22 protein-coding genes and 1 pseudogene are annotated in these 25,138 nt (G+C 55.6%); 17 read left to right on the forward strand and 6 right to left on the reverse strand.

Going from position 1 to position 25,138, the window contains the following annotated elements; genetic code table 11:
• Nucleotides 1–138: 138 nt before the first annotated feature.
• Nucleotides 139–392: pseudogene (locus ABFA30_RS21825) on the reverse strand (transposase); the annotation flags it as partial.
• Between the two features lie 368 nt (nt 393–760).
• On the opposite strand from ABFA30_RS21825, the gene ABFA30_RS21830 reads away from it, so the two are divergent.
• Nucleotides 761–964, forward strand: coding sequence for a hypothetical protein (locus ABFA30_RS21830; RefSeq protein ID WP_410045915.1), 204 nt, complete (start codon nt 761–763; stop codon nt 962–964).
• Between the two features lie 255 nt (nt 965–1,219).
• Here the strand turns inward: ABFA30_RS21830 and ABFA30_RS21835 are convergent, their stop codons facing one another.
• Nucleotides 1,220–2,113 carry an NAD(P)-dependent oxidoreductase gene (locus tag ABFA30_RS21835; RefSeq protein WP_410045916.1) on the reverse strand — a complete coding sequence of 298 codons (894 nt, stop codon included), beginning with the start codon at nt 2,111–2,113 and terminating at the stop codon, nt 1,220–1,222.
• 397 nt (nt 2,114–2,510) lie between these two features.
• Here ABFA30_RS21835 and ABFA30_RS21840 point away from each other — a divergent pair, with 397 nt between their 5' ends.
• Nucleotides 2,511–2,825 (forward strand): c-type cytochrome, encoded by a 315-nt coding sequence (locus ABFA30_RS21840; protein WP_410045917.1) that lies wholly within the window; start codon nt 2,511–2,513, stop codon nt 2,823–2,825.
• Between the two features lie 327 nt (nt 2,826–3,152).
• Here the strand turns inward: ABFA30_RS21840 and ABFA30_RS21845 are convergent, their stop codons facing one another.
• On the reverse strand, nt 3,153–4,088 hold the full coding sequence (locus ABFA30_RS21845) for an AraC family transcriptional regulator (RefSeq protein WP_283725569.1): 936 nt from the start codon (nt 4,086–4,088) through the stop codon (nt 3,153–3,155).
• 137 nt (nt 4,089–4,225) lie between these two features.
• Entirely contained in the window at nt 4,226–4,603 is a 378-nt protein-coding gene (locus ABFA30_RS21850; RefSeq protein ID WP_410045918.1) for a PaaI family thioesterase, read from the reverse strand.
• A gap of 484 nt (nt 4,604–5,087) precedes the next feature.
• Between ABFA30_RS21850 and ABFA30_RS21855 the strand changes: the two genes are divergently transcribed.
• The 13 genes from ABFA30_RS21855 (at nt 5,088) to ABFA30_RS21915 (ending at nt 18,985) form a co-directional block, all read left to right on the forward strand.
• Nucleotides 5,088–6,155 (forward strand): NAD(P)-dependent alcohol dehydrogenase, encoded by a 1,068-nt coding sequence (locus ABFA30_RS21855; protein ID WP_283725567.1) that lies wholly within the window; start codon nt 5,088–5,090, stop codon nt 6,153–6,155.
• A gap of 83 nt (nt 6,156–6,238) precedes the next feature.
• On the forward strand, nt 6,239–6,760 hold the full coding sequence (locus ABFA30_RS21860; protein WP_283725566.1) for a nuclear transport factor 2 family protein: 522 nt from the start codon (nt 6,239–6,241) through the stop codon (nt 6,758–6,760).
• A 55-nt stretch (nt 6,761–6,815) separates the two neighbouring features.
• Complete coding sequence (locus tag ABFA30_RS21865; RefSeq protein ID WP_283725565.1) at nt 6,816–7,652, forward strand: oxidoreductase; 837 nt, start codon at nt 6,816–6,818, stop codon at nt 7,650–7,652.
• 90 nt (nt 7,653–7,742) lie between these two features.
• A complete protein-coding gene (locus tag ABFA30_RS21870; RefSeq protein WP_283725564.1) occupies nt 7,743–8,675 on the forward strand; it encodes a DMT family transporter in 933 nt (310 codons plus the stop codon).
• 377 nt (nt 8,676–9,052) lie between these two features.
• Nucleotides 9,053–10,273 (forward strand): OprD family porin, encoded by a 1,221-nt coding sequence (locus tag ABFA30_RS21875; RefSeq protein WP_283725578.1) that lies wholly within the window; start codon nt 9,053–9,055, stop codon nt 10,271–10,273.
• 313 nt (nt 10,274–10,586) lie between these two features.
• Nucleotides 10,587–11,492 carry a LysR substrate-binding domain-containing protein gene (locus ABFA30_RS21880; RefSeq protein ID WP_410045919.1) on the forward strand — a complete coding sequence of 302 codons (906 nt, stop codon included), beginning with the start codon at nt 10,587–10,589 and terminating at the stop codon, nt 11,490–11,492.
• A 215-nt stretch (nt 11,493–11,707) separates the two neighbouring features.
• Nucleotides 11,708–12,193 (forward strand): (2Fe-2S)-binding protein, encoded by a 486-nt coding sequence (locus ABFA30_RS21885; RefSeq protein WP_410045920.1) that lies wholly within the window; start codon nt 11,708–11,710, stop codon nt 12,191–12,193.
• Nucleotides 12,190–14,379, forward strand: coding sequence for a molybdopterin cofactor-binding domain-containing protein (locus ABFA30_RS21890; RefSeq protein WP_410045921.1), 2,190 nt, complete (start codon nt 12,190–12,192; stop codon nt 14,377–14,379). The genes ABFA30_RS21885 and ABFA30_RS21890 overlap by 4 nt, the downstream gene beginning before the upstream one ends.
• Nucleotides 14,380–14,626: 247 nt before the next feature.
• Entirely contained in the window at nt 14,627–14,977 is a 351-nt protein-coding gene (locus ABFA30_RS21895) for a Zn-ribbon domain-containing OB-fold protein (RefSeq protein WP_410045922.1), read from the forward strand.
• Nucleotides 14,974–16,119, forward strand: a complete 1,146-nt coding sequence (locus tag ABFA30_RS21900; protein ID WP_410045923.1) for a thiolase family protein — start codon at nt 14,974–14,976, stop codon at nt 16,117–16,119. The genes ABFA30_RS21895 and ABFA30_RS21900 overlap by 4 nt, the downstream gene beginning before the upstream one ends.
• A gap of 1 nt (nt 16,120) precedes the next feature.
• Entirely contained in the window at nt 16,121–16,885 is a 765-nt protein-coding gene (locus tag ABFA30_RS21905; protein ID WP_410045924.1) for an SDR family NAD(P)-dependent oxidoreductase, read from the forward strand.
• Between the two features lie 11 nt (nt 16,886–16,896).
• On the forward strand, nt 16,897–17,703 hold the full coding sequence (locus tag ABFA30_RS21910) for an enoyl-CoA hydratase/isomerase family protein (RefSeq protein ID WP_410045925.1): 807 nt from the start codon (nt 16,897–16,899) through the stop codon (nt 17,701–17,703).
• A 61-nt stretch (nt 17,704–17,764) separates the two neighbouring features.
• The gene (locus tag ABFA30_RS21915; protein WP_410045926.1) at nt 17,765–18,985 is read left to right on the forward strand and encodes a CaiB/BaiF CoA transferase family protein; all 1,221 of its coding nucleotides are present in this window, start codon (nt 17,765–17,767) and stop codon (nt 18,983–18,985) included.
• A gap of 30 nt (nt 18,986–19,015) precedes the next feature.
• Here ABFA30_RS21915 and gcvA read toward each other — a convergent pair whose 3' ends face one another.
• Together gcvA and ABFA30_RS21925 are read right to left on the reverse strand one after the other, a co-directional pair.
• Entirely contained in the window at nt 19,016–19,924 is a 909-nt protein-coding gene (gcvA, locus tag ABFA30_RS21920; protein ID WP_283725555.1) for a transcriptional regulator GcvA, read from the reverse strand.
• 136 nt (nt 19,925–20,060) lie between these two features.
• Nucleotides 20,061–21,494 carry an aldehyde dehydrogenase family protein gene (locus tag ABFA30_RS21925; RefSeq protein WP_410045927.1) on the reverse strand — a complete coding sequence of 478 codons (1,434 nt, stop codon included), beginning with the start codon at nt 21,492–21,494 and terminating at the stop codon, nt 20,061–20,063.
• A gap of 333 nt (nt 21,495–21,827) precedes the next feature.
• Between ABFA30_RS21925 and ABFA30_RS21930 the strand changes: the two genes are divergently transcribed.
• Nucleotides 21,828–23,135, forward strand: coding sequence for an MFS transporter (locus tag ABFA30_RS21930; protein WP_410046065.1), 1,308 nt, complete (start codon nt 21,828–21,830; stop codon nt 23,133–23,135).
• 286 nt (nt 23,136–23,421) lie between these two features.
• Nucleotides 23,422–25,131 carry an ABC transporter ATP-binding protein gene (locus tag ABFA30_RS21935; protein WP_410045928.1) on the forward strand — a complete coding sequence of 570 codons (1,710 nt, stop codon included), beginning with the start codon at nt 23,422–23,424 and terminating at the stop codon, nt 25,129–25,131.
• Nucleotides 25,132–25,138: the final 7 nt, after the last annotated feature.

Genomic DNA, 25,138 nt, shown 5'->3' on the forward strand with positions numbered 1-25,138 from the left:
TCATCTGACTCATGGGATGGAGGGCTTGTAGAGGGTAGTTGGACGGAGGGCTATTTCAGCACAGGTCAGACGGCCTGTGGTGACTTGATCGGAGAATCCTTAGGAATCTGGCGCTGAACGTCAGCCGCGCAGGTGGCACATCGAGGTGATCTCGTCCAACGCCTCTTCCATCGCTGGAGCGCTCAGTGCAAACCTTTTCTGCAGCAAGAGAATGCGCAGCATCGTTAACCAATGGATGAGGCTTACGACCGCCACAGGCATTTGGAAACTGCGACTCGATACGTGACCAACCCGCTTCATGGCACGACCTGCTCCATCCTGGCAAGGAAACGCCCCGGGGGGAGGGCTTACGTACTGGCGTACTCGAAATTGGAAAAGCTCATCTGACTCATGGGCAAGGCTCGTGGAGGTTGGTTGAGCAGAAGCCAATCTCAGCAGACCTGTGTTGACTTGATCGGAGCCCCCTAACAGCCGTCTCATCGCTTGGTCATGGTTCAGGTATTTAGACACGGCATCAATTTGCCGTTTCCAACCAACTGTCGATAGCGTGTGATGGTCAAATCCGATGATGTAGGCATCAATCGGAGTAAAGTACGCACAAACAGAATCAGGCAAATCGAGAGCAGTACTCGACTAACCCCGGTAAAGACCCCAAACGTACTCTGAACTCATGCAGAAACACACCTGCAACGGGTTCACCAGATGATGCTGATCTGAACGACCCGGCCCTAAATCCTTGATCAAGACCGGAGTCAAAACCATGAAATCTATCAGCCAGCTGATCGCCGCCGCCATCTTTGCTCTGAGCGCCACAGCCTTCGCAGTACCGAGCAACCAAGAGGTTCACATCCACACGCAAGCTTTCGAACCACAGACAGTTGCCGAAGGTGGCTCGGATCGCACCCCAGGCTTCAAGGTTGCTGAAGGTGGTTCGGATCGCACCCTGGGCCGACGTCAGGCATAACAAAAAATGTATTGAAATTAAGTTTAAATATAAAAACCCTACAAGTTTAATTTGTAGGGTTTTTTTGTTGCAGCTAAAAACATTTTTAAGGGTTTATTTTTTAAATTGCCACGCATAATAACTCAGTGGTTACTGGTAGAAGGTGGCTGTACAGTGTTGCAGCAAGGAAAGGCGATGACTTACGATATTATCGTAAGTCATCGCCAGCTAACCACACTCCTTCCTTATGAAGCGAATTTTAATGTGTCTCGACATTTAGCCCTGAATTTTTACTCCCGCCAACCCCTCTAGCACCTCCACAACGTGGCTCATGTCGCGTGCCTTATCGCCCTGGCTCATGGCTTGATCATAGAACTGTTTGACCACAGCGGAGGTGAAGGCAGGCGAACCGTTTTTTTCAGCCTCAGCGAGAAACAGGCGAATGTCCTTGTGCATCAAGTCCAAGCGGAATCCGAAGTCGAATTCTCGACTCAACACTGAGTTCGCGATCAAAGCTTCGCTAGTGAAGCTACGAGCCGTACTTGCGTTGAGGATGTCGAGCATCTGCTTAGGGTCTAAACCGGAGTTGATACCGAATAGCAATGCTTCAGAAGTCCCGACGAGTGTGGAGGCGACGATCATGTTATTGACTAGCTTCAAGGTCTGCCCGAGACCTGGCCGATCGCCAATGTGCTCAATCTTTCGACCGAATGCACCGAATACTGGCAGGCATTGCAAGTAGGCTGACTTATCGCCCCCGACCATTACCGACAAGGTGCCAGCTTTGGCTCCAATGACGCCGCCAGCAAGCGGTGCATCAAGAGCAATAATGTCTTTAGTCGCCAAGACTTGGTGTATGTGCCGGGCCATGCTCGGCCCTGTGGTGGAATGATCTACGACGATCTTCACCGCTTTGCCTTCAATCACCCCATCCACGCCGAGAATCACCTGGTCTACGACTTCTGGAGTAGGGACGCAAGCCAAGACAATTTGAGCTGCATCGGCAACTTCTTTTGGAGAAGCATGGCTGCGTGCACCGCACTCGACCAAGGGTACCACGGCGTTGGGATTGGGATCGTAAACGTTGAGATCGAAACCGTTGACGATTAGATGCATGGCCATTTTTTGACCCATTGCACCAAGTCCGATGAAGCCAATTTGTTCGCTCATTATTGTTGTCCTTATGCGATGTCGGGAATGCCCCAGAAATAGCCAAAGCACGGGGCCGGAATTACGTGCGACTCTGTACATCGCGCCCATGGCCCTGTCCAGTTCCGATCCTAGGCAGGACACCAGGGCGGAGACAACGCACTTATTCTCGCGACTGAGTTGAGAAAAGATCAAACAGGTTCCAGTATCATGACTGAAAGTCCCGCGACTGCTTATTCAAAATCATTGGTTGCAACAGAGTTGCGAGTGGTTATCAATAAGCCAACATTATTTCTGCTTGGCATAAACCATTAATTATTTATAATCATTGCTTTTCACTCATGGTTACAAAAAAATAATCCGACACTTTAGTTCGCAACTAATATCAGCTAGTCAGTTCTGCACTGGAGCAAGGGCCATGAAAAAAATCACATCCGGGATTGCGGTTTTCCTTTCGTTTGCAGGGCAGGGCGTACATGCACAGGATGTACCCAATCTCCTGCAAACTAACGCTTGCACTGCATGTCACCAGGCAACGACCCGCACCGTGGGGCCAGCGTGGAAGGAAATCGCTGATCGTTATCGTGATGGGAGTAAGACCGCGGTTCAGCTCAGCGAGAGCATAAAAAATGGGGGGGCAGGTGCGTGGGGGCAGGTTCCAATGCCACCCCAGGCTCAGCTGAGCGAGGCGGATCGTATCAGCATTGCCAAGTGGATCCTGACCAGCAACTAAATTCTTCGTAAGTAAGCGAAAGAGGTATAGCTAAATCTTGTCGCTCTGATTAGGGACAATGGAAATTTGACTGGCCCTCTGCGCGCACGCTTCAGAACCCTTGGCATTAATAGCTATTCCCAGGTTGGCGCCGGTGCGATAGGGAATCGTTGTTGCGTTAGTAAGCTGCTGTTCGATAATGAGGATCTAGGCCCGGGGCGTTTAGTTCGTCATCGTCTGGTTTATCTCTCGCAGATACGTCATCGGATGGGCTACGGCCAAGTAGGCACCGAAGTTAATCGATAGCTGCTCTCGAATAGCCTAGTAATGTTTATATGCAAAGCGGATCTATCCCGCTTGCGCCTTTAATCGGGCCATGTCCTTGCTCGGTGAAGCGCCGAATAGACGACTATACTCGCGGCTGAACTGCGAAAGGCTTTCATAGCCCATTTTATAGCCGATCGATGAGACATCACTCTGTTCAGCGAGCAAAAGGCGCCGTGCCTCCTGGAGTCGCAATTGCTTCTGGTACTGCAGTGGGCTCATAGCTGTCACCGCTTTGAAACGGTGATGCAAGGCTGAGGTACTAAGATTGATCAACTGTGCCAGGTTCTCGATGCTTAAGGGCTCTGCGTAGTGGTTGTTGAGCCATTCGATTGCGCGATTGACACGATGGGTCTGAGAGTCGGGAATGGCTATTTCGTGTAAGCGTTGCCCTTGCTGCCCCCGCAAAAGTCGATAGTAAATTTCCTGCACTGCAAAAGGGGCGAGGGCTGCAATGTCATCTGGCGTTTCTAACAGACGTAGTAACCGCAGAACAGCGTCCAATAGCGATACATCAGTACGCTCAAGAAATAGCCCTCGCTCGCCATGGCGCGGAACGGGCACTCCGATTGGGCTTACATCTGCGATCAAGCGGCAAAGCTGAGCCGTATCGATATCCAGACGTATGCAGAGATAAGGCTGCTCAGCGCTGGCCTCGATAACCTTGCCTACGATAGGCAGGGTCACCGATACCACCAAATAGTTGAGCGGGTCGTAAATGTAGGTTTCGTTGGCCAACCGCACCTCTTTGCGCCCATCGATGACTACGCATAGTGCAGGCTTGTGTACTTGGTGGAGGTCTTGAGTAGGGTGATCACTGCGGATCAGGTGCAGATCCTTGATCGCGGTCTGGTGAATGCCAAAGCCTGTGGCGAATTTCTTGATTAAGGCCGCCAGTTCGGCCCGTCTCAGATCAATGCCATCCGGAAGCTGCAGATCAGCTGAGGTAGAGTAAGACATACTGGTCACTCTCCGAGGCCTTGGTTGTATCGCATCAGTAAAGCCGATTATGGAGGCGTCGGCTAGTACAGCTGTGTCACACGATCTTGCAAAATCCACCCGTGCTGAGCGTTCGTTCTCTCGGTTACTGAGCCGGCTCATCGACGCTTGAATGTCCCTTGGGCAGTCGCCAGCAGTTCTCCTTGGTTAGATGTAAGCGTGCCCTGGACGAAGTAGAGGCTGCGGCCGCTCCGCGTCACTTTCCCTTTGGCAATCACGGTACCTTCACGAGCTGCACTCAAGTAGGAAATGTTCAGCATGACCGTCACGCCATGAATTTCCTCCTCATGCTCCGATGCGTGAAGGCCGGCATAACCACAAGCTGCATCCAGCAATGTAGCGACCAGTCCACCGTGCAGCATGCCTTGCCGGTTAAGGTGTTGGGCCTGAATGGGCATGTGAAATTCGGCTTCCCCATCAACCCAGGTAACCAATTCGACACCCAGGCCTTGCAAAAAAGGGTTGTTCAACTGCATCCGCTCTTCCTCGTCTAAATGGAACCGATCAGCTATTCAATCAGGAGGGGAGCGTTTGCTTTGCCCTCAAAGTTCTGAAAATACTGTTGAGTCTGAAAAGCCTTGGCAAGTGATATAAACAGCGCTTCGCTTGAGCAAATCTGATGCTGGCTTTCATGCGCGGCTTCAAGGTGACACCCTTGGGAAGGGAAACGCAGCGACCTCAACATGGCCATTGTGAAGTTTTCCTTCAAGCCCCATGTTTGAAAACGCGCCAATTAACTGCGCGAAGGCGTTTTTATTAATAATTTCAACTATTTTCACGTGTTATCTAGTGATTCAGATCACGCTTCGCTCGTTTGGCCGGACAAAATGTACTGTGCTAGACCTTCAAGCTCACGTGCATTTGCAGTGGGTACAGGGAGTCCATGAGGCTACCTTGTTCTGTCGCCTATCACCCCACCACCATGTGCACCCGCTTGCCTACAGACGGTGGAGATTGGTTATGAAAATGCGTGCAGCCCGAATGCACGGCTACAAACAACCGCTTGTCATCGAGGAAGTTGACGTACCGGATATCCTTCCAACAGAAGTACTTGTTCGTGTCGAAGCAGCAGGGATGTGTAGAACAGACTTTCAATTGGTCGATGGCTACTTCACAGCGCTGAATCTTCCTTTCCCAGCAACTCCAGGTCATGAAATTGCGGGCTCCATTGCAGCCGTAGGTACTGGTGTGCCTGCAGCTTCCGGCCTTGCTAAAGGTGATCAGGTCGTGGTGGTCGGTGGCTGGGGCTGCGGAGAATGCGACCAGTGCCGTGTAGGTAACCACCAGATCTGCGGTAATGGACGCTGGCCAGGCTTCGGTCTTTATGGCGGTTATGGCGAATATGTTCCGGTGCCCTACCAGTGGCTGATCCGACTGGGCAGTGAGAACAACCTAAAGCCAGAGGAGTTGGCGCCGCTGACCGATGCCGGTCTGACGCCGTACCGTGGCATCAAGAAACTACAGCAGGCTGGGGTGTTGGGCCCCAACAGCATCCTTGCGGTCAACGGCCTCGGCGGCCTTGGAATGTACGCGGTTCAGTACGCAAAACTGCTGTCTGGTGGCTCCGTTGTGGTGGCCTTGGCACGCAGCGATGAGAAATTGGCAATCGCCAAGGAGTTTGGCGCCGATGTGATCATCAACGTCAGAGGGAAGAGCCTGGATCAGGTTCGTAAAGATCTGATACGGGAGACTGGGCGGGGCGAGTTCAATGCCGTCATCGACTGCTCTGGGGCAGAGGAAAGTATTCGCCTTGGCACCGGCATGCTCGCTACCAGCGGGGCGTATTGTTCAGTGGGGCTAGTTGGCAATCGCATCGACATTCCGCTGTTTCCGCTCGTGGCACGCGAGTACACCTACTACGGCTCATTCTGGGGTAACTACGTTGATCTCAGCGAGGTGATAGAGCTTGCCAAGAAGGGCCAGATCAAACACCAAATCAACATCGTGAAGTTCGAAGATGTAAACGACTGTCTGGATCGACTGCGAGATTCTGACTTCGTGGGCAGGGCCGTCCTGACGTACAAGTGAGGCGATGATACCGGACGCTGACGAGCAACGTGCTAGGCAGCGTCTGAGTGTATTTACCAGAATGACACGACGAGGACTGAGAGATGAAATCCATGACGTGTTCCTTTCGAAAGGAGCTCCTGGTTGTTCCCTGGGCTGTGGTTGGTCTGTTGTTCGTGAACTCGATCAACGTGGTGCAGGCGCAGCAGTCCGGGCTGGACAAGTCAAACAATACGGCCCTGATTCAACAAGCCTTCAATGCATGGGCTGCTGGCACTGGTGGGCCCTATGACTTGCTTGCGGATGATGCTACCTGGACGATCACTGGCAACTCCCTCGCGTCGAAAACTTACAAAAATCGGGAAGCATTCATGAGCGAAGTCATTCGCCCCTTCAATGCGCGGATGGGCGAACGGCTCAAACCAAAAATTACCCGGATCTACGAAGACAAAGGGACAGTGATCGTCCTCTTTGATGCAAACGGTACTGCCAAAGACGGGAAACCTTACTCCAACACCTATGCCTGGTTCCTCGACATGCGCGAGGGAAAAATTGTGAAGTCGACCGCCTTCTTTGATTCCGTGGCATTCAATGAATTGTGGCGTCGGGTTCAACCAACCCCATAGCCCAAGGCTTCGAGCTTTCCAATCGGCATGAGAAAACGCCTTCAAGGGGAAGACGATGAAAACTTGGTTTATCACCGGTGCATCCCGCGGCTTTGGAGCCAGGGTCGCTGAGCTCGCACTTGAGAAGGGCGAGAATGTCGTTGCCACCGCGCGTAACACGGCTGCCTTGATCAAACGGCTGGGCATTCGCCCGAATTTGCTGTCACTCCCGCTAGATGTCACGGACGAAGCTCAGGCACGAGCGGCGGCAGAGCATGCTGTTCACAGGTTTGGTCGCATTGATGTCCTGTTGAACAACGCCGGGTTTGGGCTGGTCGGTGCCGTGGAGGAGGCAACAACGGATGAGGTGGAACGGCTTTTTCGAACCAATGTGTTCGGCGTACTTTGGGTCACCCAGGCAGTGTTGCCTTACATGCGCGCTCAGCGCTCCGGGCGCATTCTGAACATTTCGTCGGTTGGAGGGTATCGAGGTGGAGCCGGTTTCGGTGTCTACTGCGCCTCGAAGTTTGCAGTGGAAGGGCTGACGGAAGCGCTGTACCAAGAGCTGGCTCCGTTGGGTATCCATGCAACCGTGATCGAGCCTGGATATTTCAGAACTGACTTCCTCGACTCGATATCGCTCGCAATGAGCCGTGCGCACATCGAAGACTACGCCAGTACTGTCGGGGCTGTTCGCAACCGCGCCGCTAATATGAACCACATACAACCGGGTGATCCAGATCGCCTCGCACAGGTGATTGTGGAATTCTCTGACGCCCCCAATCCTCCAGTTCGCTTGCCCTTGGGCAGCGATACTGTTTCTGCAATTGAAACCAAAAATGCTGCAGTTGCAGACATTCTGGCCCGCTGGCGGCATGTGTCAGTGTCGACAGATTTCCCGAAATCCGATTGAGACCCACTGGGATCCCCCGGCGCCCGTCGGCCCGTGAGGGAAGCACCAGTGCAAGACAACTTCCCGGCGCTCAGCGTCATTGAGGGGAACATGAAAGCTGACGTGGTGGCGCACTCATCGCAGGCCAGGCGTGAGCGCTATGGGCTTGCTTTCGGGATGATCGCTGCCGTGATTTGGGGCGGCTACCTGGCCGTAACGCGGCAAGGCATATCGGCTGGCCTGACAGCTGAAGACCTATCCTTTCTCCGCTATTCGACGGCAGGCATCATCATGTTGCCATGGATTTGTCGCCATCAGCCCTTGCAGCTTGCCGGCATTGGCTGGGTTAAGGGCTCAGTCCTTGCGCTACTTGCAGGCCCGCCGTTTGTGCTGGTCGGAGCGTCTGGATTTAATTATGCGCCGCTTGCGCATAGTGCAGTGATCCAGCTTGGGACGTTGACGCTGATGGGGATCGCCTTGTCGGTGATCATCACCCGCGAGCGAACTTCGAAGCGACGTCTAGCGGGGGTGGCGATCATCATCACAGGTCTTGCCGTGACCGCAGGGCCCGCATTGTTAGATGGCAGCTCAGACGCGTGGAAGGGGGATTTGCTGTTCGCAACGGCGGGCAGCATGTGGGCGTTATTTACCGTGCTTCAACTGCGTTGGAGGATTGCCCCCATGGCTGCTACAGCAGTTCTTTCGGTGCTTTCGGGGTTGATCTACTCGCCGTTTTATCTAGCCACACATGGGCTTTTCAACCTGATGCGGGTCGATACCTCAATGCTGATCCAGCAAGCGTTCGTACTAGGTGTCTTGTCGGGTGTTGTGGCGTTGTTCACGTTCTCTCGGACGGTCGAATACTTAGGCGCTGCGCGAGCCTCGTTGTTTCCAGCATTTGCTCCAGCGATAGCCATTTTGATTGGCATCCCTCTCACCAAGGAAATTCCGACGCTTTGGCAGATGGTCGGCCTGGTGATTCTCTCGGCAGGCCTGCTGTTGGCGATCCAGGTTACTCATGCGGCCCGCCACACTCCTGACTGAACGAAGACGCTGGAAATGACCTGCTTCTAGTACCTGTATTGCGTCACAGCAATAGGGGGTAACGCCAGCCTGAGGGCTTTGGATTTCGCGCTCTGATACCGGTGGCGACCCTCAGTAGGCGTTCGCCGTAGGGTCGCATTGATAAAAACTCAGCCGTGACGACCCTTTTAATCGATTGTCACTGGGTTTGGCCGGTTTCTACGATCAGCTCCGCACAATGCGATCCGGTAATCGCTCCGGACACAACAAGAATAAGAGAGCTCCTCATGAAATTGTCCCATTCGATCGACCAGATCAACGAATCCTCGTGCCCGCACCTCCCGGTTTTTAAAACTCGTCATCCTGCTCCACACGCCTGGTCACTCCTAATCTGCAGCATGGTAGCGGGGGCTCCGTTCAGCGCCAGCGCAGACTTTATCGGTGACAGCAAGGCCAGCCTGGAAACCCGGAACTACTACTTCAACCGCGACTTTAGGCAAGTAGGCGCAGCGCAAAACAAGGCTGAAGAATGGGCACAAGGCCTGATCTTGCGCTATGAGTCGGGGTACACGCGAGGGCTGGTAGGAGTCGGTGTCGATGCCATAGGCTTGTTGGGCATCAAGCTAGACTCCAGCCCTGATCGCACGGGCACTGGGCTACTCAAATCTGACCGGGAGGCGCCGCACCGGGCACAGGACGAGTACGGTGAAGTAGGCGTGACAGGAAAAATTAAGGTGTCCGACAACACCTTGAAGGTCGGTACATTGATCCCGAAATTGCCGGTGGCATTCTCCAATGACAGTCGACTGTTGCCACAGACATTTCGGGGCGGCTGGTTGAACAGCACGGAAATCGACAATCTGTCTGTGGATCTGGGGAAGCTTGACCGAGTAAACCTGCGCAACTCTTCTGATTACGAGCCGATGGCTGTCTACAACGGGGTGTCACGCAACATTCGACTCGGACGGTATCTGGACAGCGAGAAGTTTAACTTCGGTGGTGCCACCTACAAGTGGTCACCCGACCTGAGCACCAGCTACTACTACGGTGGGCTGGAGGACATCTACAAGCAGCATTACCTGACCCTAAACCACGTGTGGAACGTAACGAAAGGTCAGGCATTGAAGTCGGATGTACGCTTTGCACGCAGTGTCGACGATGGCGAAAGCAACGTCGATAACCGAGCACTGCAGGCGATGTTCACCTACAGCCTGGGAGGCCATGCATTCGGTCTTGGATACCAGCGAATGGATGGTGACACCGGCTTCGCCAATATCAACGGTACTGACGCGTATCTGGTCAACCTAGTACAGATCAACGACTTTGGCAATCAGGACGAGAAGTCGTGGCAGGCCCGCTATGACTACAACTTCGCAGCCCTGGGCATCCCAGGGTTGACGTTCATGACGCGCTACATCTCGGGCGATGACGTCGTGGTGCGGGGCAGGAGTGGGGCAGGTAAGGAATGGGAGCGAGACAGCGAGTTGGGCTATGTGATTCAGAGCGGCCCCCTGAAGAACCTTGGTATACGCTGGAAGAACGCCAGTATGCGAAGTAATTTCACCAGCGACATCGACGAGAACCGCCTGATTCTGACCTACACCGTGGCGTTGTGGTGATGACTTCACCACGGTAAGTGCGCGGCCAGCTCGGCCCACTCAGTGTTACTTGGGGGCGTCAGAGCACGTCGACGTCCTTCTACCTCAACAGGCATACCGTTGCCTGAGTAAAGGCCGCCTCTGGGCGGCCTTTATCTTATTGGGCGCGCCGAAGCCACCTCATCTGTGAAGTCAATGGGTTGAGTATTTCTAAGGTCAGTCGTCCATTTTCTTCGCTTGTCGGGCAGGTGCTCAAGACGGATCTTTGCAATCAAAAGCCTTCTTGGTTCCTAAGTTGAGCTGCAGTCGACAGCAAGGCGTTCGGAGAGCGGTTATGCGCCAAGATCAACTTGATGGTCTGGTGACCTTTGTACAGGTAGCGCGGCAGCGGAGTTTCACTTCGGCTTCACACCAATTGGGTGTATCGCCGTCGGCTGTCAGCCAGGTGGTGAGAGGCCTCGAGCACAGGCTTGGGGTGGTGTTGTTCAAACGCACGACCCGTAGTGTCAGATTGACCGAGGCGGGGGGACGCTTTCTCAAGCAGATCGAGCCCTTGGTGGAGGAGCTAGTAAAAGCGTCACAAGATATTGCAGACAGCGCCAGCGTGCCTTCCGGAGAACTGCGTTTGGTCGCGACAACATCGGCTTACATGACCATCCTGCGACCTGCACTTGGCAGCTTTCTTGAGCAGTATCCTGCCATTGAGGTTGAGGTCATTTTGCATGAATCCAGGATCGATTTGGTTCTGGAGGGCTTTGACGCTGGCTTTGGTTTGCACACCCAAGTCGAACGGGATCTTGTCGCCGTGAGCGTCGGTTCCTCCCTGAGGATGGGTGCCTTTGCGTCACCAGCTTACCTATCTCGTCGACCTGCGCCAGATCACCCGGATGACCTGCATCGTCATGAATGCATTGGCTATCGCCAATCTGAAAGCGGCGCCCTAGAGCGTTGGGCATTCGACAATGGCCAGGAAACCATTCAAGTAAGGGTCAAAAGCCGCTTGATTTACAGTAATCCCATTGCCTTGACACAGGCTGCGGTGGACGGTTTTGGCATTGCCTACATGGCTGACGGTCATTTGGACGCGCTACTGCAAGAAGGGAAGTTGGCACGTGTATTAGCCGACTGGAGCCTGCCAGCTTCACCCTATATGTTGTACTTCCCTGACCGGAGAAGCATCTCCAAGCGACTACGCCTACTCATTGATCATTTGCGTCGAAGCGATGCCATAGGGAACTAACCGACCAGTTACCTTTGGTGCCGGACGCCTTGTCCACTTCGTCAGTTTTCAGTTTTCCTTCAAGGGCTATGCAGTAAAACGCGCCAATTCTGAAGAGCAAACTCTCTACGCTTGGGAGGGGAGAATTGCCCGGAGGCTTTGGTGCGACTTAAAGGATGTTATCTCGGTCGCCCTCCCGCACAGATGGTTCACTACTGAATGGGTCAGGAGGTCGCATGAGCCAAACTCTCAACATCAATGGTATCGCTCATGAAGTGGACGTCGACCCCGACACGCCGCTGTTGTGGGTGTTGCGCGATGTTCTTGGAATGACAGGTACCAAGTTCGGGTGTGGGATGGCGCTCTGTGGGGCCTGCACCGTCCATATGAACGGCACAGCCATACGCTCATGCATGATGCCTGTCAGCGCCTTGGTATCAGCACAGATCACCACAATTGAGGGGGTAGGTGCGACCGAGGTCGGGAAGCGCGTACAGGCGGCCTGGCTGGCTCAAGAAGTGGTTCAATGTGGGTACTGCCAGTCAGGGCAGATCATGTCTGCCACTGCATTGCTGACCAGCAACCCAAAGCCGGACGACCAGACCATTGATGGTGCGATGGCGGGGAATATTTGCCGCTGTGGCACCTACGTGCGAATTCGTGAAGCGATCAAGGTTGCGTCTGGTCAATCTGGACAGAACACAACGGAGCAGCGCTCATGAACACGCCCGCCTCCTTATCGCCACAAGACCCTTCACAGGAATCTGTTGGGCTTAGCCGGCGCAGCTTCATCATGGCAGGCGCTGCCCTCGGCGGTGGCTTGTTGATCAGTTTCTCGCTGCCAATTTCGATGAGGGGCGCGTTCGCGCAGGGCGCAGAATTCTCTCCTAATGCCTATATCCGAGTTGATCGCGAGGGGCGAGTTTTCCTGACCATTCAACCGGTCGAAATGGGGCAGGGTACCTACACCTCCATGCCGGCGCTGATTGCTGAAGAGCTCGAGGTCGGTCTCGATCAGGTCGTGATAGAGCATGCGCCCGCTGACGATAAGCGCTACGCCAACCCGATGTTGGGGTTCCAGGTAACGGGCGGTTCCACGTCGGTACCTGCAAACTGGAAGCCGCTCCGCGAAGCGGGGGCGACCGCCCGGACTCTCCTAATCACCGCTGCGGCGAATCAATGGGGCGTTCCAGCCAGCAGTTGCAAGGCTGATAAGGGCGTCGTCTCGCATCTAGAGAGCGGGAAGCGCGCCGGATATGGAGAGTTGGCAGATGCAGCGGCGCGGCTGCCAATGCCAGAGACTGTCGCGTTAAAGGATCCGCGGGAGTTCAAGCTGATTGGGACACCCGCTAAGCGTACTGACACGCCTGACAAGGTCAACGGGAAAGCTGTCTTCGGCATCGATGCTCGCCCGGAAGGTGTGAAGGTGGCAGCGGTGATGCTGTGTCCCATCGTAGGAGGAACGCTGGACTCTGTTGACCCTGCACCAGCGATGGCGGTGAAGGGAGTTCGCCAGGTTTTGCGCACCGATAATTCAGTGGCAGTGGTTGCCGACCATATGGGTGCTGCGCGTAAGGCCTTGGCGATGCTTCAGGTCAAATGGAATGGCGGCGAAAATGCCAACGTCTCGAGCGAGTCGATGCTCAAGAACATCATGGCAGCGTCAATGGAACCTGGACTTGAAGTGAAGAACGAAGGCAATGCCAAAGAGGCGCTTGCCAAATCGGCCAAAAAAATCGAGGCGGTCTATCAGGTACCGTTTCTTGCCCACGCGTGCCTGGAGCCTGTCAACTGTACGGTGCACGTTCGCAAGGATGGCTGTGACCTGTGGTTGGGCATACAGGTACCGGCGAGGGCGAAGGCCGTAGCCGCGAAAATCACCGGGCTGCCGGAAGAGTCTGTACAGGTGCATAACCACCTTATTGGCGGAGGTTTCGGCAGACGACTGGAGGTCGATTTCGTCGAGGATGCAGTGAAGCTCGCTCGCCAGGTTGATTATCCCTTGAAAGTCATTTGGTCTCGTGAGGAAGACACGCGACATAGCACGCTACGACCGTTCCACTACAACCACCTCAGTGCAGGCTTGGACGACAAGGGAAAACCAATTGCCTGGACGCACAAAGTGACTGGCGGCTCGATCCTTGCGCGCTGGTTGCCGGCTGCTTTTACCGATGGTATTGACCGCGATGCCGTTCGTGATGCCAGCGGCCCGTACGCATTCCCCGCGCTCAGCGTGCACTACGTTCGCCACGAGCCTCCGAAGGGAATTACGCCAGCGTTTTGGCGCGGGGTTGGGCACACTCAAAACGCATTCATGGTCGAGGGACTGCTTGATGAATTGATACAGCTCAGTGGCTCTGACCCGTTTGAGTATCGCTATCCGCTTCTTCAGCATCATCCTCGGGCAGTCAAGGTGCTGCAGATGCTGAGGGAAAAGTCTGGGTGGGATACGCCTGTCCCCCCTGGACATGGCCGTGGTCTCGCCTTGACCTCATGCTTCAGTACTTATGCCGCCCAGGTAGCGGAAGTCAGCGTCAGTCCCGGTGGTGAGGTACGCGTGCACAAGATCTCAACTGTGGTGGATTGTGGCATTGCAATCAACCCTGATAGCGTTGTTGCGCAGGTTCAGGGCGGGACGATTTTCGGCTTGAGCGCTGTGCTATTTGGCAACATCACGTTTAAGGATGGAAAGGTCGAGCAAGGTAACTTCGACACTTACCGTGTCTTGCGCATCAATGAAACGCCCCAAATCGAAACATGGCGAGTTGAAAGTGATGAGTCTCCCGGTGGTTTGGGAGAAGTGTCGACGGTAACCATCGCGCCGGCTGTGGTGAATGCAATTTATGCCGCTACTGGCAAACGACTGCGCTCCTTACCAATTGATCCTGCAGCTCTGAAAGAGGCTTGAGAAAGACGACTGGATGCCCGCCACTCCAGCATCGGCGGGCTCCAGGCAGGCGATAAGCACAGAGCTCCTCACATGCTCTTATGGTAGTGGCTGTGCGAATTTATTAGGTTCGGGTCTCGTTACGACACGAGGTTTGAATTTTTCTCAAACCAAAGGCGTCTTTATATCGTTTGTCGTGCTCCTCCGGACTGTTGAACATGGCCTCCACGACGCCGCGATCGCGGCATCTGTTACTGGAGGTCGAACAATGAATACATCCCTTTGGAGCAGCCAAGCACCTTCGAGGTTGCTCGCATCCCGTCATCGTGTATCGGGTGATCTGGTTTTCCCGCCTGTCTCTGCCCATTCCCCGCTGTCTGAACAGTACGACGCGGTCGTCCTGGCCGGCGAAGGTTGGATTTACAGCTACACCATCATCAATCCAAGCCCCAAGAGCGGGCTGCAGCCGTTTGCCCTTGGTTATGTGGACATGCCTGGCCCAGTGCGGTTGTTCGGTCGCGTGAACGGCCCACGACGCCCTGAGATCGGCGATGTTTGCCGGGTGTTGCCGGACGAAACCTTTGGCTATGTGTTTGAGTTGGTGGAGGATGCGCAATGACAGCCATGCACGTTATGGGCGGGGCGATGACCCGCTTTGGTAAGCACCCAGGGGTGAAAGCCCCGGAGCTTGCTCAGCAGGCGATTCTGGCTGCCGTAGCCGATGCCGGTATTGAGCTCAAGGATGTTCAGGCAATCTATTGCGCCAACGTTCTCGGTGGAATGATTCTGGGTCAAGTGATCCTGCGTGACCTCGGTTTGGCAGGTATCCCGGTTTATAACATCGAGAATGCCTGCGCCAGTGGTGCCACCGCTGTACACCTTGCGCGCCACGCACTGATCGCTGAGCAGTACGACACTGTTCTGGTATTTGGTATCGAGCAGCTGACCCAACTGGGTGGCGGCACCATTCCAATGCAACGCAATGACGAAAAAACCGACCTGTTTGCCCAGGCCGGCATGGTGCTTCCAGCGGTGTACGCGATGCGGGCCACTCGCTTCCTGCACGAGCGTGATGCTCAGCCAGCTGACCTTGCTGCGATTGCCGTGAAGAACCGCTACCACGGCTCACTCAATGAGTTTGCTCAGCAACAAACCACGGTGACCCTGGAAGAAGTACTGGCTTCGCGCATGATTGCCGACCCACTGACGCTGCTGCAGTGCTGCCCGTCTCAAGTAGACGGCGCCGCTGCATTGGTGCTGAGCAAGCGCGCCGGCCCTCACGCCAAGGACGTGCGTGTCCTGGGCTCCACCGTCGTCTCCGGGCTGGTAGAAGGTGCCCGCGACGACATCCTCGATGCTGAAATCACTGCGCGCGCCGCCCGCCAAGCCTACGAACAAGCTGGCATCGAACCTCGCGATATCGGCGTAGTCGAGTTGCATGACGCCTTCACCATCGCCGAATTGCTGTACTACGAAGCCCTGGGTCTGGCACCGCACGGTGAAGCCGTAGCTCTGCTGAAGTCCGGCGCTACTCAAATCGGTGGACGTGTTCCAGTCAATCCAAGCGGCGGTTTGCTTGCTAAGGGTCACCCACTGGGCGCCACGGGTGTAGCGCAAATGGTCGAGCTGATGTGGCAACTGCAAGGTCGTGCCGGTAAACGCCAAGCCAACTCTCCGCGTATCGGCGTTGCGCAATGCACCGGTGGCGGGATTGCCGGGGTTGACCATGCGGCGTCGTCCGTCCACGTTCTGGGGGTGTGATATGTCTGCACAACGTTTTCACAGCGGCCAGGTAGCGGTTATCACAGGTGCGGCTCGGGGTATTGGGTTACGGATCGCGGCAAGGTTGGCTGAATCAGGTGTAATTACTTATCTGTTGGATCGAGATGAGAAGGCACTCGATGAGGCAATTGAGCGTCTCTCAGCAGAAGGATTGCAAGCAAACGGGATCGCTCTGGATCTGACTGAGTCGGCGGCAGTCAATAGTGTCTTCGCTGAAATTGGTGATGCCCATGGTGCATTGGACTTTTTAGTAAACAATGCCGGCGTGGTGCGCGACAAAAGATTCCTTAACATGACCGAAGAAGACTGGGATCTAGTACTGAATACCAACCTGCGTGCGCAATTCCTGTGCTGTAAAGCTGCGGTGCCACTGATGCTGCAACGTGGGTTTGGACGTATCGTCAATATGTCCTCGCGCGCCTGGCTTGGCGGCTTCGGACAGGCAAACTATTCAGCTGCTAAGGGGGGGGTAGTGAGCCTGACCCGTAGCCTGGCCATCGAGTTCGCTGCCAAGGGCATCACAGTCAACACCATTGCCCCTGGGATTGTCGATACGCCGCTGTTCCAAAGCTTTGACGAGGCAGTTCAAGTGCGGCTGAAGGACACCGTCCCGGTCAAGCGTATCGGTACTCCTGACGACATCGCCAACGCAGTGGAATTCTTCCTCGACCCGGCAAGTAGCTACATTACCGGTCAAACCTTGTATGTCTGCGGTGGACGAAGCCTGTCTTCGGCCAGCGTCTGAAGGAGGTTTCCATGCCTGTAACTTTGGAACTCCACGGTGCGGTAGCGAAAATTACGCTGGATCGCCCCGACGCCTTGAACGCACTGAACCTGGACGCCTTGCGCGAACTGCGTACGCACCTGGCAGAGGTGCGCGACCGCCGCGAAATTCGAACTGCGATTATCACCGGCAGCGGTGACCGAGCCTTTTGCGTCGGTGCTGATCTGAAGAGCACACGCGAGTCGTCAGCGTCGTACGCCGAGGCCCTGTTTTTGGAGAACGAGGCAGCGGCCGATTCTGGCCTCTACATCCGGTTGATGGATCTGACTGACCTCGATCTCAGAAAGCCGCTGATCGCTGCCGTAAACGGCCACTGCCTCGGTGGTGGGTTGGAGCTGGCATTGCAATGCAGCCTGCGTATCGCTTCGGGCAATGCCAGTTTCGGCTTGCCTGAAGCGGTGGTTGGCTCCATTCCGGCAGTTTCCGGGCTTCATCGCTTGCTGCGGGCTGTCCCTTCGGCCCATGCGATGCAGATGGCACTGACTGGACAGCGTATTGATGCCGTTCACGCGTCGATGATTGGCCTCGTATCGGAGGTTGTCGACACTCAGGAGCAGCTCGCGGAACGCGCCTTTGCATTGGCTGAGCGCATTGCAGCAGCAGCGCCGCTGGCTATTCAGGCGCTGCAATCTCTGTCGACCCAAACTGCTCATCTGTCCGACCGCGACGCTCAGCGATTGACCGAGCTGTACTGGGGTGTATTGCGTGATACCGAGGATCGCCTTGAGGGTCGCGCTGCGTTTGCCGAGAAACGCTCACCGCAGTATCTGGGCCGTTAGGATCTGGAGGGCATCATGACAATAAAAAATCCCTGCACCTTCAACCCAGGAGGGCGATGCTATGTTGCGTGACGCTTTGAAGGGGCTGACCGTTCTGGACTTCACCCAGATCGCAGCGGGGCCGACCTGCACCATGTTGTTGGCGGACATGGGGGCGCAGGTGATCAAGATTGAGCCACCAGAAGGTGAGTTGGGCCGTACCCTCGGCCCAGCTTGGGTCGGTGAATCCAGTGCACTGTATCATGGCTTTAATCGTGGGAAATTGGGTGTATGCCTGGATCTCAAGCACCCGGAGAGCCTAGCAGTTGTCATGCGCATGGTGGCCGAAGCTGACGTGCTGATCGAAAGCATGCGTCCCGGTGTGATGGCTCGTTTGGGGCTGGGCTATGAGGCAGTGGCTGAGGTCAACCCAAAGCTGATTTACTGCTCGATCTCTGCCTATGGGCAGCATGGCCCGTACGCCGAGCGTGCAGGTGTTGATGGCATTCTCCAGGCGGACTCTGGATTGATGAGCCTGATCGGATTGCCACACTCGCCACCCTGCAAAGTACAGGCGCCTATCGTTGATGTGGTCACCGGCTACATGGCCAGCATGTCAATTCTTGCCAAGCTGCAGGCGCGCCATGTGACTGGATTGGGAGGGCACCTGGACGTCAGCTTGATGAACAGTGCCTTGGCGTTGCAGCAGTCTTCAATCACCAGCTTCCTCCGGGATGGGCAGTTGCCTACGCCGATTGGAAGTGCAGCACCGTATGCGGCACCTAACGAAGCCTTCCGCACGTCGGATGGCTGGATCATGGTGGCCGCGTACAACGGCAATCGCTGGGAACGTCTCTGCACTGTGCTTGGACGTGAAGAGTGGATAAATGATCCGCGCTTCGACAGCTCTAGTAATCGGGTAAGCAATCGGGGAGTGATGCAGGCCTCGCTTGATTCGATCTTCGTCACCCGTCCGACAGACTATTGGCTCGGAGTGTTACGCGAGGCGGATATCCTGTGTGCGAAAGTCGCGGACTACAGTGACTTGCTCAAGCATCCTCAACTAGCCGAGAACGGAATGTTGGCCAGTGTTGAGCATCCCCGGTTTGGTACGCTGCGAACTGTAGGCTTCCCGGTCAACAGTGCGGCTGCGGCGGCCGAGCCCTATCAGCCGGCACCCGACCTGGGAGAGCACTCGCGCAAGGTATTGAGAGGGTTTGCGTTCGACGAAGCTGAGATAGACCGGCTGCTGCAAGGCGGTGCAATACGTGAAACCAAGGGGGCCACGCCCTTCGGTATTTAAGAGATGAATCCCGGCCCAGGCCGGGATTTTTCATTCTGTGGATCGGGTTATGCGCGCCTGCTCCAGAATCCACTGACGGAAGATCGTCATGTCTTCGCGCTCGGGGCGATGCTTGGGAGTCAGCAGATAGTAGGTGTATGCACCACGATCGACAGTTTGCTCGAATGGACGTACCAGCGTGCCTTCGCGAAGCTCCTTTCCGACCAAAAACAACTGGGCCATCGCAATACCTTGGCCACCGATAGCAGCTGCATAGACCATCGATGAGCTCTGGTAGATCATGCCGGCGCTGGCATCGACCTGGCCAATGACGCCTGTTGCCTCCAGCCAGTAGGCCCAGTCATCAGGACGGGCGATGGAATGCAGCATCGTGTACTCGGCGACGTCCGCCGGAGATTTCAGTCCAGGCTCCGTATTTAGCAAGGCGGGGCTGCACACTGGCGCAAGCAGGTTGTCACTCAGCGTATAGCTGTTGCAGTTGGGCCAGTCACCGGCGCCGAGGCGTATGGCTGCATCCAGGTCTTCCTTTTGAAAGTCCACCGGATCCAATGATGCTGTCAGCAACACCTCGATCTTGGGATTCTCTTGATGAAAGCTGGCTAGGCGCGGGATGAGCCATTGCATGGCGAAGGTGGTGTAGGCGCGTACCTTGATCTGCCGGCGCTTGGTCGGTCGCTTCAAGTGGCGTGTTGCACTGCGCAACTCTTCAATGAAGCGTGCCACCGCATTGAAGTACTGCTCTCCAGCGGGTGTCAGGCTGACCTGCCGATGACCGCGGGTAAACAACGGCTGCTCCATGAAATCTTCCAGCGTACGGATCTGTCGCGAAACAGCACCAGGGGTGACGTTCAGCTCTTCGGCAGCCAAAGTAATACTCAGGTGACGAGCAACCGCTTCGAAGGCGCGGACGGCATTGAGCGGCGGCAGTTTGTCCTTCATGGGGATCTTCTTGTAGTGTATAGATGATCGTATTTTTAGCATGACAAAAGCTCAAGCAAAACACTTTGTCAAACGACAGCACCCCGCCGTGATTCAATCACGGAAGGGTGTCGGCTTTCGCGGAAGAGGAGAGGCGTCAGAGGCGGATGATGACTGACTTAAGCTGGGTGTAGTGGGACAGCGCATCAATACCCTGTTCGCGCCCGTAGCCGCTTTGTTTGAAGCCGCCACAAGGGGTCTGTACGAATCCGCCACTGTACTCGTTGACGACGATCCGGCCGGCGTCGAGGCCTGCAGCAACCCGGTGGACGCGACCAATATCGCGACTCCAGATACCGGCGCCCAGGCCAAAGTCGCTGTCGTTGGCAATGCGCAGGGCGTCTGCTTCATCCTTGAATGGAATGACGCAGACGATCGGCCCGAAAATCTCTTCCCTGGCCAGGGTCATGTCGTTGTGCACACCGGTGTAAACGGTCGGTTCAATGTACCAGCCATTGCCCAGGTGTTCGCCGGTTGCAACTTTGCCACCGATAGCTGGTTTGAGACCTTCACGTTCGGCCACTTCGAAGTAGCTTTGGATTTTCTTGAACTGGGCTTCGGTGGTGATCGGCCCGGAGGTAGAGTCAAAGTCCGGCCCGACATTCAGCGCGGCAACTTCAGCGATGAACTTCTCAACGAACTGATCGTGGATGTCTTCTTGTACCAGCAGGCGAGTACCAGCGGCACACCACTGGCCGCTGTTCCAGGTGAATGCGCGGGTAGCGCCTTTGGCGGCAGCGGCCAGGTCAGCGTCGTTGAATACGATGTTGGCAGATTTACCGCCCAGCTCCAGCGTCAGTGGCAGGATGCGCTCTGCAGCAATGCGTCCTAGCTCCTGTCCAGCAGTCAGGCCACCGGTGAAGGAGATCTTCCGCATCAATGGATGGCGCGCCATGACAGGGCCAATGACGCTGCCTTTGCCTACAACGACGTTGAACACGCCTGGCGGCAGACCGGCTTCTTCCACGGCGATACGCGCGAGCTCAACCAGCGACGCAGAGGTGTGCTCAGAAGGCTTGGCAACTACGGTGTTGCCGGTCGCCAGCGCAGGCGCGATGGCGCGGGCGGCCTGATGCAGTGGAGCGTTCCAAGGCAGGATTACACCGATGACGCCGAAAGGATCGCGACGGGTATAGACGTGATAGTTCGGGCCTTGGTTGATGACTTCACCATCCATGACGTTGACCAGACCCGCGTAGTACTCAAAGTACTGGGCAGTCAGATCCATCAGTCCGGGCATTTCTTGGCCAGGCTTACCCGTTTCGGCGCTCTCCAGAGCACCAATACGACCTACGCTCTGGCGCACGATGCGTGCCAGCTCGATAAGGATGCGACCACGCTCCGAGGGGCGCATATCACGCCAGGCAGGTACCGCCTTGTTAGCGTTTTCGATGGCAAACTCAACATCTTGCGGGCCGCTGTTGGCGACTTCGCCCATTTTTTTGCCGCTGCGAGGGTCAATCTTCTCTACGAAGCAGCCGGTGCAAGGTGGCAGGGTAGCGCCGGCGATGTAACTCTCAACTTTTAACATCGGGTGTCTCCTCGGCCCACGCGACAGGCAGTGTCAGCGGGCCTCTTGTTGTTTGAGCTTTGATGACTGGCAGCAGATTCGACCTTTGTGCACGTGTTGTTCAAGGGAATTTTCAGCGGCCTTCGGTTGAGAAAAACTCAGTTACGTGTTCTGCACTAGTCAGAGCCGACCAGTTACATTTAGTCCCAAATTGATTTGATCAAACTTCAACTGAGTACGGCATTAAACTCGCTTCACCACGATGGCTAGCGATGCCATCGTTCCCGTCACAACAAGAAATGTGCTCACGGGAGCCAAGCCATGACTAACGACAAAGACGCGGTTTTTGACCGCATGCCTAACATTGAAACTGCAGCACCAAGCCAAGGTAGGACACTCAACAAAACAGAACGTAAAGCCATCGTCGCGGCCACGTTGGGCACGATCGTCGAGTACACTGACTGGGTGATCTACGCGACATTCTCCTCAATTTTAGCTCGCCAATTCTTCCCGGCAGGTGACAGCCTTACTGCACTACTGTCAGTGCTCGCGGTGTTTGCCGTAGGCTTCCTGATGCGCCCGATCGGTGGCGCAGTACTTGGTGTCTTCGCTGACCGTTATGGACGGAAGAAGGGGCTGACCCTCTCCATTCTGTTGATGTCAGTGGCTTCCTTGGTCATCGGTATCTGCCCAAACTATGAAAGCATCGGCATTGCCGCACCAATCATCCTGGTTCTCGCTCGTTTGACCCAAGGCTTCTCGGCCGGCGGCGAGTTTGGTTCCGCCTCGGCTTTCCTGATCGAATCGGCGCCGTCTGATCGTCGAGCCTTTGCTGGCTCCTGGCAGTGGTTTGCCATCAACGCTGGTACCCTGGTGTCGTTCCTGCTGGGCTATGTATTGGCTTCGATCGGCAGCGACACCGCGCTGGAAGAGTGGGGCTGGCGTGTGGCGTTTGTGATCGCTGCATTGATGGGGCTGCTGACCCTGTGGATTCGTCTGTCGGTGCGTGAGACCGAAGTGTTCCAGTCGCGCGTGAAAAAGAAGGTGGTCGAGAAGAGCCCCCTGCGTGACATCTTTACTAAACACCGGAAAGACGTATTCCGGGTAATCGGTGTGGCAATGGCCGGCAACCTGCTGAATTACGTGTGGATGGTGAGCTACCCGTCACAAGTACATCTGATTACTGGGATGCCAATCCGTGACACTCTGCTGGCTGGCTCCGTAGCGGTTGGTGTATCGCTGCTGCTGATGCCCTTCGCCGGCATGCTTGCCGACCGTATCGGTCGTCGCCCAGTGCTCATCGCCTTTGCGCTTTGCTCTGCTCTTTGGGCTTGGCCAAGCTTCGGGCTGTTGCACCAAGGCATCAGCCTAGTTGAAGTGACCATTTTGCAAACGATCTCAATGGTAATCATGACCGGCTTTGGTGCCGCTTCGGCAGTCACTATGGCCGAGCAATTCCCCGCTGAGGTTCGTGTTACCGGGATTGCCTTGCCTTATGCACTTTCTGTCACGCTGTTTGGTGGTACTTCGCCCTACATCATGACGGCAATGACAGGCTCGGGTTATGGACACTTGTTCTGGATCTACCTGGTAGTGATCAGCCTGATCAGTGCGGTAGTTTACATGCGCATGCCAGAAATGAAGGGGCAGCCGTTGCGTTAAACGTATAGGTGCTCCCAAAGGCCGCCCTAATCGGGCGGCCTTTTCGTTTCAGGAGGTAATTGCTCGGATTGATAAGTGGGGCTTCAAAGGGTGAAGGGCTAAGTCACCTTGTTCATTGGAGCTGAGAAATCCACCATACATCCATCACTACTGAAGGTAATAACGCCCGACAACTGCTAGCTCTGGAGACGACCATGCACCTGATCCCACGCTTCGAGTTCTTCCTCATTACGACGCTGCGCAAGATCATCCATGCCGAGAATGGCGTGAAAGTGAAGGTGCTGTAATGAACGAGCATTTCCGTCCCTATCCATACCGCCAGGTGCTCGGTTTTGTGGCCAGCATGTGGATGCGTCGACGCGGGTATTTCTTCTCCGGAATTTTGCTGACGCTTGCTGCGACGGGCTTTGATCTGTTGTTGCCTTGGGCGTCAGCCAAATTGATCGAAAGCGTTGCCAAGACTGCACATGCAAATGCCGTTTGGCAGAACTGGGTTATGCTTCTCGGTGCCTTCGCAGGATTCACCGTTAGTCGCAACCTTGCTCATCGCTTGTGGATTCCGCTGGCGTCGCGAAATATGCAGGCAGTGCTGTTGCAGAGCTTCGAACATGTGCTGGCGGCTCCAGCTCACTGGCATGCGGTGCAGTCGTCCGGTGACACATTGCGCCGCTTGCGCCGATCAATGTCCGGGTATGACAAGGTCACTGACGCGGTCACGGTGCATCTGGGGCCCGCCCTGATGGTGTTGCTGGGCCTTGTCGTGATGATTGGTTGGCGTGAGCCGTTGGCCGGCGCCTTTGCATTGCTGGTGGCGATTGCCTTCGTGGTCAGTAACCTGATCGTGGGCATGCAGTGGATCCGTCCCGCGCACCTGAACGCCAATTTGAATGATGGGCAATTGAGCGGCCTGGCCGCTGACGTGCTGGCAGCTGCGACCACTATCAAGAGCTTCAGGGCAGAGACCCGTGAGCACGCTCGTATGGAGCAGGTTGCCCAAGAATGGGGGCAGGCTTCCTCGAAGGCATGGCGCCGTGTAGTGGACTTGGGCCTGATGCAGAACTTGCTGCTGCTTCTGTTGCTCGCTGGGTTGAGTGGAGTGGCGTTGCTTGCTTGGTCAAAGGGGGCTACCCGTCCTGGTGACGTAGCGTTCGCAGTGACTTCGTTCCTGCTGATGGCGGGTTATCTGCGCGGCTTTGGCGAGAACCTCCGGACAGCTCAGTCGGGACTGGAGGATGCAGCCGATGCGTTGTTTTTGACGGGGTTGCCGCGGGAGGAGTCCGGTTCCAGCGATTCCTTGCCGAGCGTCGAAAAGCGGCGCGGTGAGGTGATTTTCGAAGGCATCGGATTTACTTACCCGGGCGCAGGTTCAGCCGTACTCGAAAGCTTGAATCTGCACGTACAATCCGGTGAGACCGTGGCCATTGCGGGCGCTAGCGGATCGGGTAAGTCAACCGTATCCAAGTTGCTGCAGCGTTTCTACAACCCTGACAGTGGACAGATCTTGCTGGATGGACGTGACATCTCGACGTTGCCTTTGGATGAACTTCGTCGCACCGTCTCAATGGTTGGACAGGACGCGGTGCTGTTGAGCCGTTCCATCCGGGACAACATCAGCTATTCGCGACCCAATGCAAGCATCGAAGAAATCGTGGCCGCGGCAACTGCCGCCTGTGCCCATGAATTCATCATGTCTCTCCCTGACGGCTATGACACGCATGTGGGTAGCTACGGAGCATTACTGTCAGGCGGACAACGGCAGCGGATTGCATTGGCTCGGGCACTGCTGGCGGACGCTTCAGTGTTGGTACTCGATGAGGCGACTTCAGCCTTGGATTCTCAGACTGAAGCAAGTGTCTTGGCGGGTATTGTGGCGTTCCGTCCTCAGCAAACACGTATCGTGATTGCCCACCGTCCAGCTGCCATCCTTTCTGCGGACAGAGTGGTCTGGCTGGAAGAGGGTGCAGCGCTCGAAACACTGGCCAGCCAGGCGATCTGATATGGGG

The sequence above is a fragment of the Pseudomonas sp. HLMP genome (assembly GCF_046365545.1).
GTDB lineage: Bacteria > Pseudomonadota > Gammaproteobacteria > Pseudomonadales > Pseudomonadaceae > Aquipseudomonas > Aquipseudomonas guariconensis_B.

Coding starts and splice junctions, on each gene's coding strand:
- ABFA30_RS21860 (WP_283725566.1), top strand. CDS start 6,239: ATGAAATCCATGACGTGTTCCTTTCGAAAGGAGCTCCTGGTTGTTCCC.
- ABFA30_RS21870 (WP_283725564.1), top strand. CDS start 7,743: ATGAAAGCTGACGTGGTGGCGCACTCATCGCAGGCCAGGCGTGAGCGC.
- ABFA30_RS21855 (WP_283725567.1), top strand. CDS start 5,088: ATGAAAATGCGTGCAGCCCGAATGCACGGCTACAAACAACCGCTTGTC.
- ABFA30_RS21890 (WP_410045921.1), top strand. CDS start 12,190: ATGAACACGCCCGCCTCCTTATCGCCACAAGACCCTTCACAGGAATCT.
- ABFA30_RS21900 (WP_410045923.1), top strand. CDS start 14,974: ATGACAGCCATGCACGTTATGGGCGGGGCGATGACCCGCTTTGGTAAG.
- ABFA30_RS21835 (WP_410045916.1), bottom strand. CDS start 2,113: ATGAGCGAACAAATTGGCTTCATCGGACTTGGTGCAATGGGTCAAAAA.
- ABFA30_RS21885 (WP_410045920.1), top strand. CDS start 11,708: ATGAGCCAAACTCTCAACATCAATGGTATCGCTCATGAAGTGGACGTC.
- ABFA30_RS21875 (WP_283725578.1), top strand. CDS start 9,053: ATGGTAGCGGGGGCTCCGTTCAGCGCCAGCGCAGACTTTATCGGTGAC.
- ABFA30_RS21925 (WP_410045927.1), bottom strand. CDS start 21,494: ATGTTAAAAGTTGAGAGTTACATCGCCGGCGCTACCCTGCCACCTTGC.
- ABFA30_RS21895 (WP_410045922.1), top strand. CDS start 14,627: ATGAATACATCCCTTTGGAGCAGCCAAGCACCTTCGAGGTTGCTCGCA.
- ABFA30_RS21915 (WP_410045926.1), top strand. CDS start 17,765: ATGTTGCGTGACGCTTTGAAGGGGCTGACCGTTCTGGACTTCACCCAG.
- ABFA30_RS21830 (WP_410045915.1), top strand. CDS start 761: ATGAAATCTATCAGCCAGCTGATCGCCGCCGCCATCTTTGCTCTGAGC.
- ABFA30_RS21935 (WP_410045928.1), top strand. CDS start 23,422: ATGAACGAGCATTTCCGTCCCTATCCATACCGCCAGGTGCTCGGTTTT.
- ABFA30_RS21930 (WP_410046065.1), top strand. CDS start 21,828: ATGCCTAACATTGAAACTGCAGCACCAAGCCAAGGTAGGACACTCAAC.
- ABFA30_RS21910 (WP_410045925.1), top strand. CDS start 16,897: ATGCCTGTAACTTTGGAACTCCACGGTGCGGTAGCGAAAATTACGCTG.
- ABFA30_RS21880 (WP_410045919.1), top strand. CDS start 10,587: ATGCGCCAAGATCAACTTGATGGTCTGGTGACCTTTGTACAGGTAGCG.
- gcvA (WP_283725555.1), bottom strand. CDS start 19,924: ATGAAGGACAAACTGCCGCCGCTCAATGCCGTCCGCGCCTTCGAAGCG.
- ABFA30_RS21905 (WP_410045924.1), top strand. CDS start 16,121: ATGTCTGCACAACGTTTTCACAGCGGCCAGGTAGCGGTTATCACAGGT.
- ABFA30_RS21850 (WP_410045918.1), bottom strand. CDS start 4,603: ATGCAGTTGAACAACCCTTTTTTGCAAGGCCTGGGTGTCGAATTGGTT.
- ABFA30_RS21845 (WP_283725569.1), bottom strand. CDS start 4,088: ATGTCTTACTCTACCTCAGCTGATCTGCAGCTTCCGGATGGCATTGAT.
- ABFA30_RS21840 (WP_410045917.1), top strand. CDS start 2,511: ATGAAAAAAATCACATCCGGGATTGCGGTTTTCCTTTCGTTTGCAGGG.
- ABFA30_RS21865 (WP_283725565.1), top strand. CDS start 6,816: ATGAAAACTTGGTTTATCACCGGTGCATCCCGCGGCTTTGGAGCCAGG.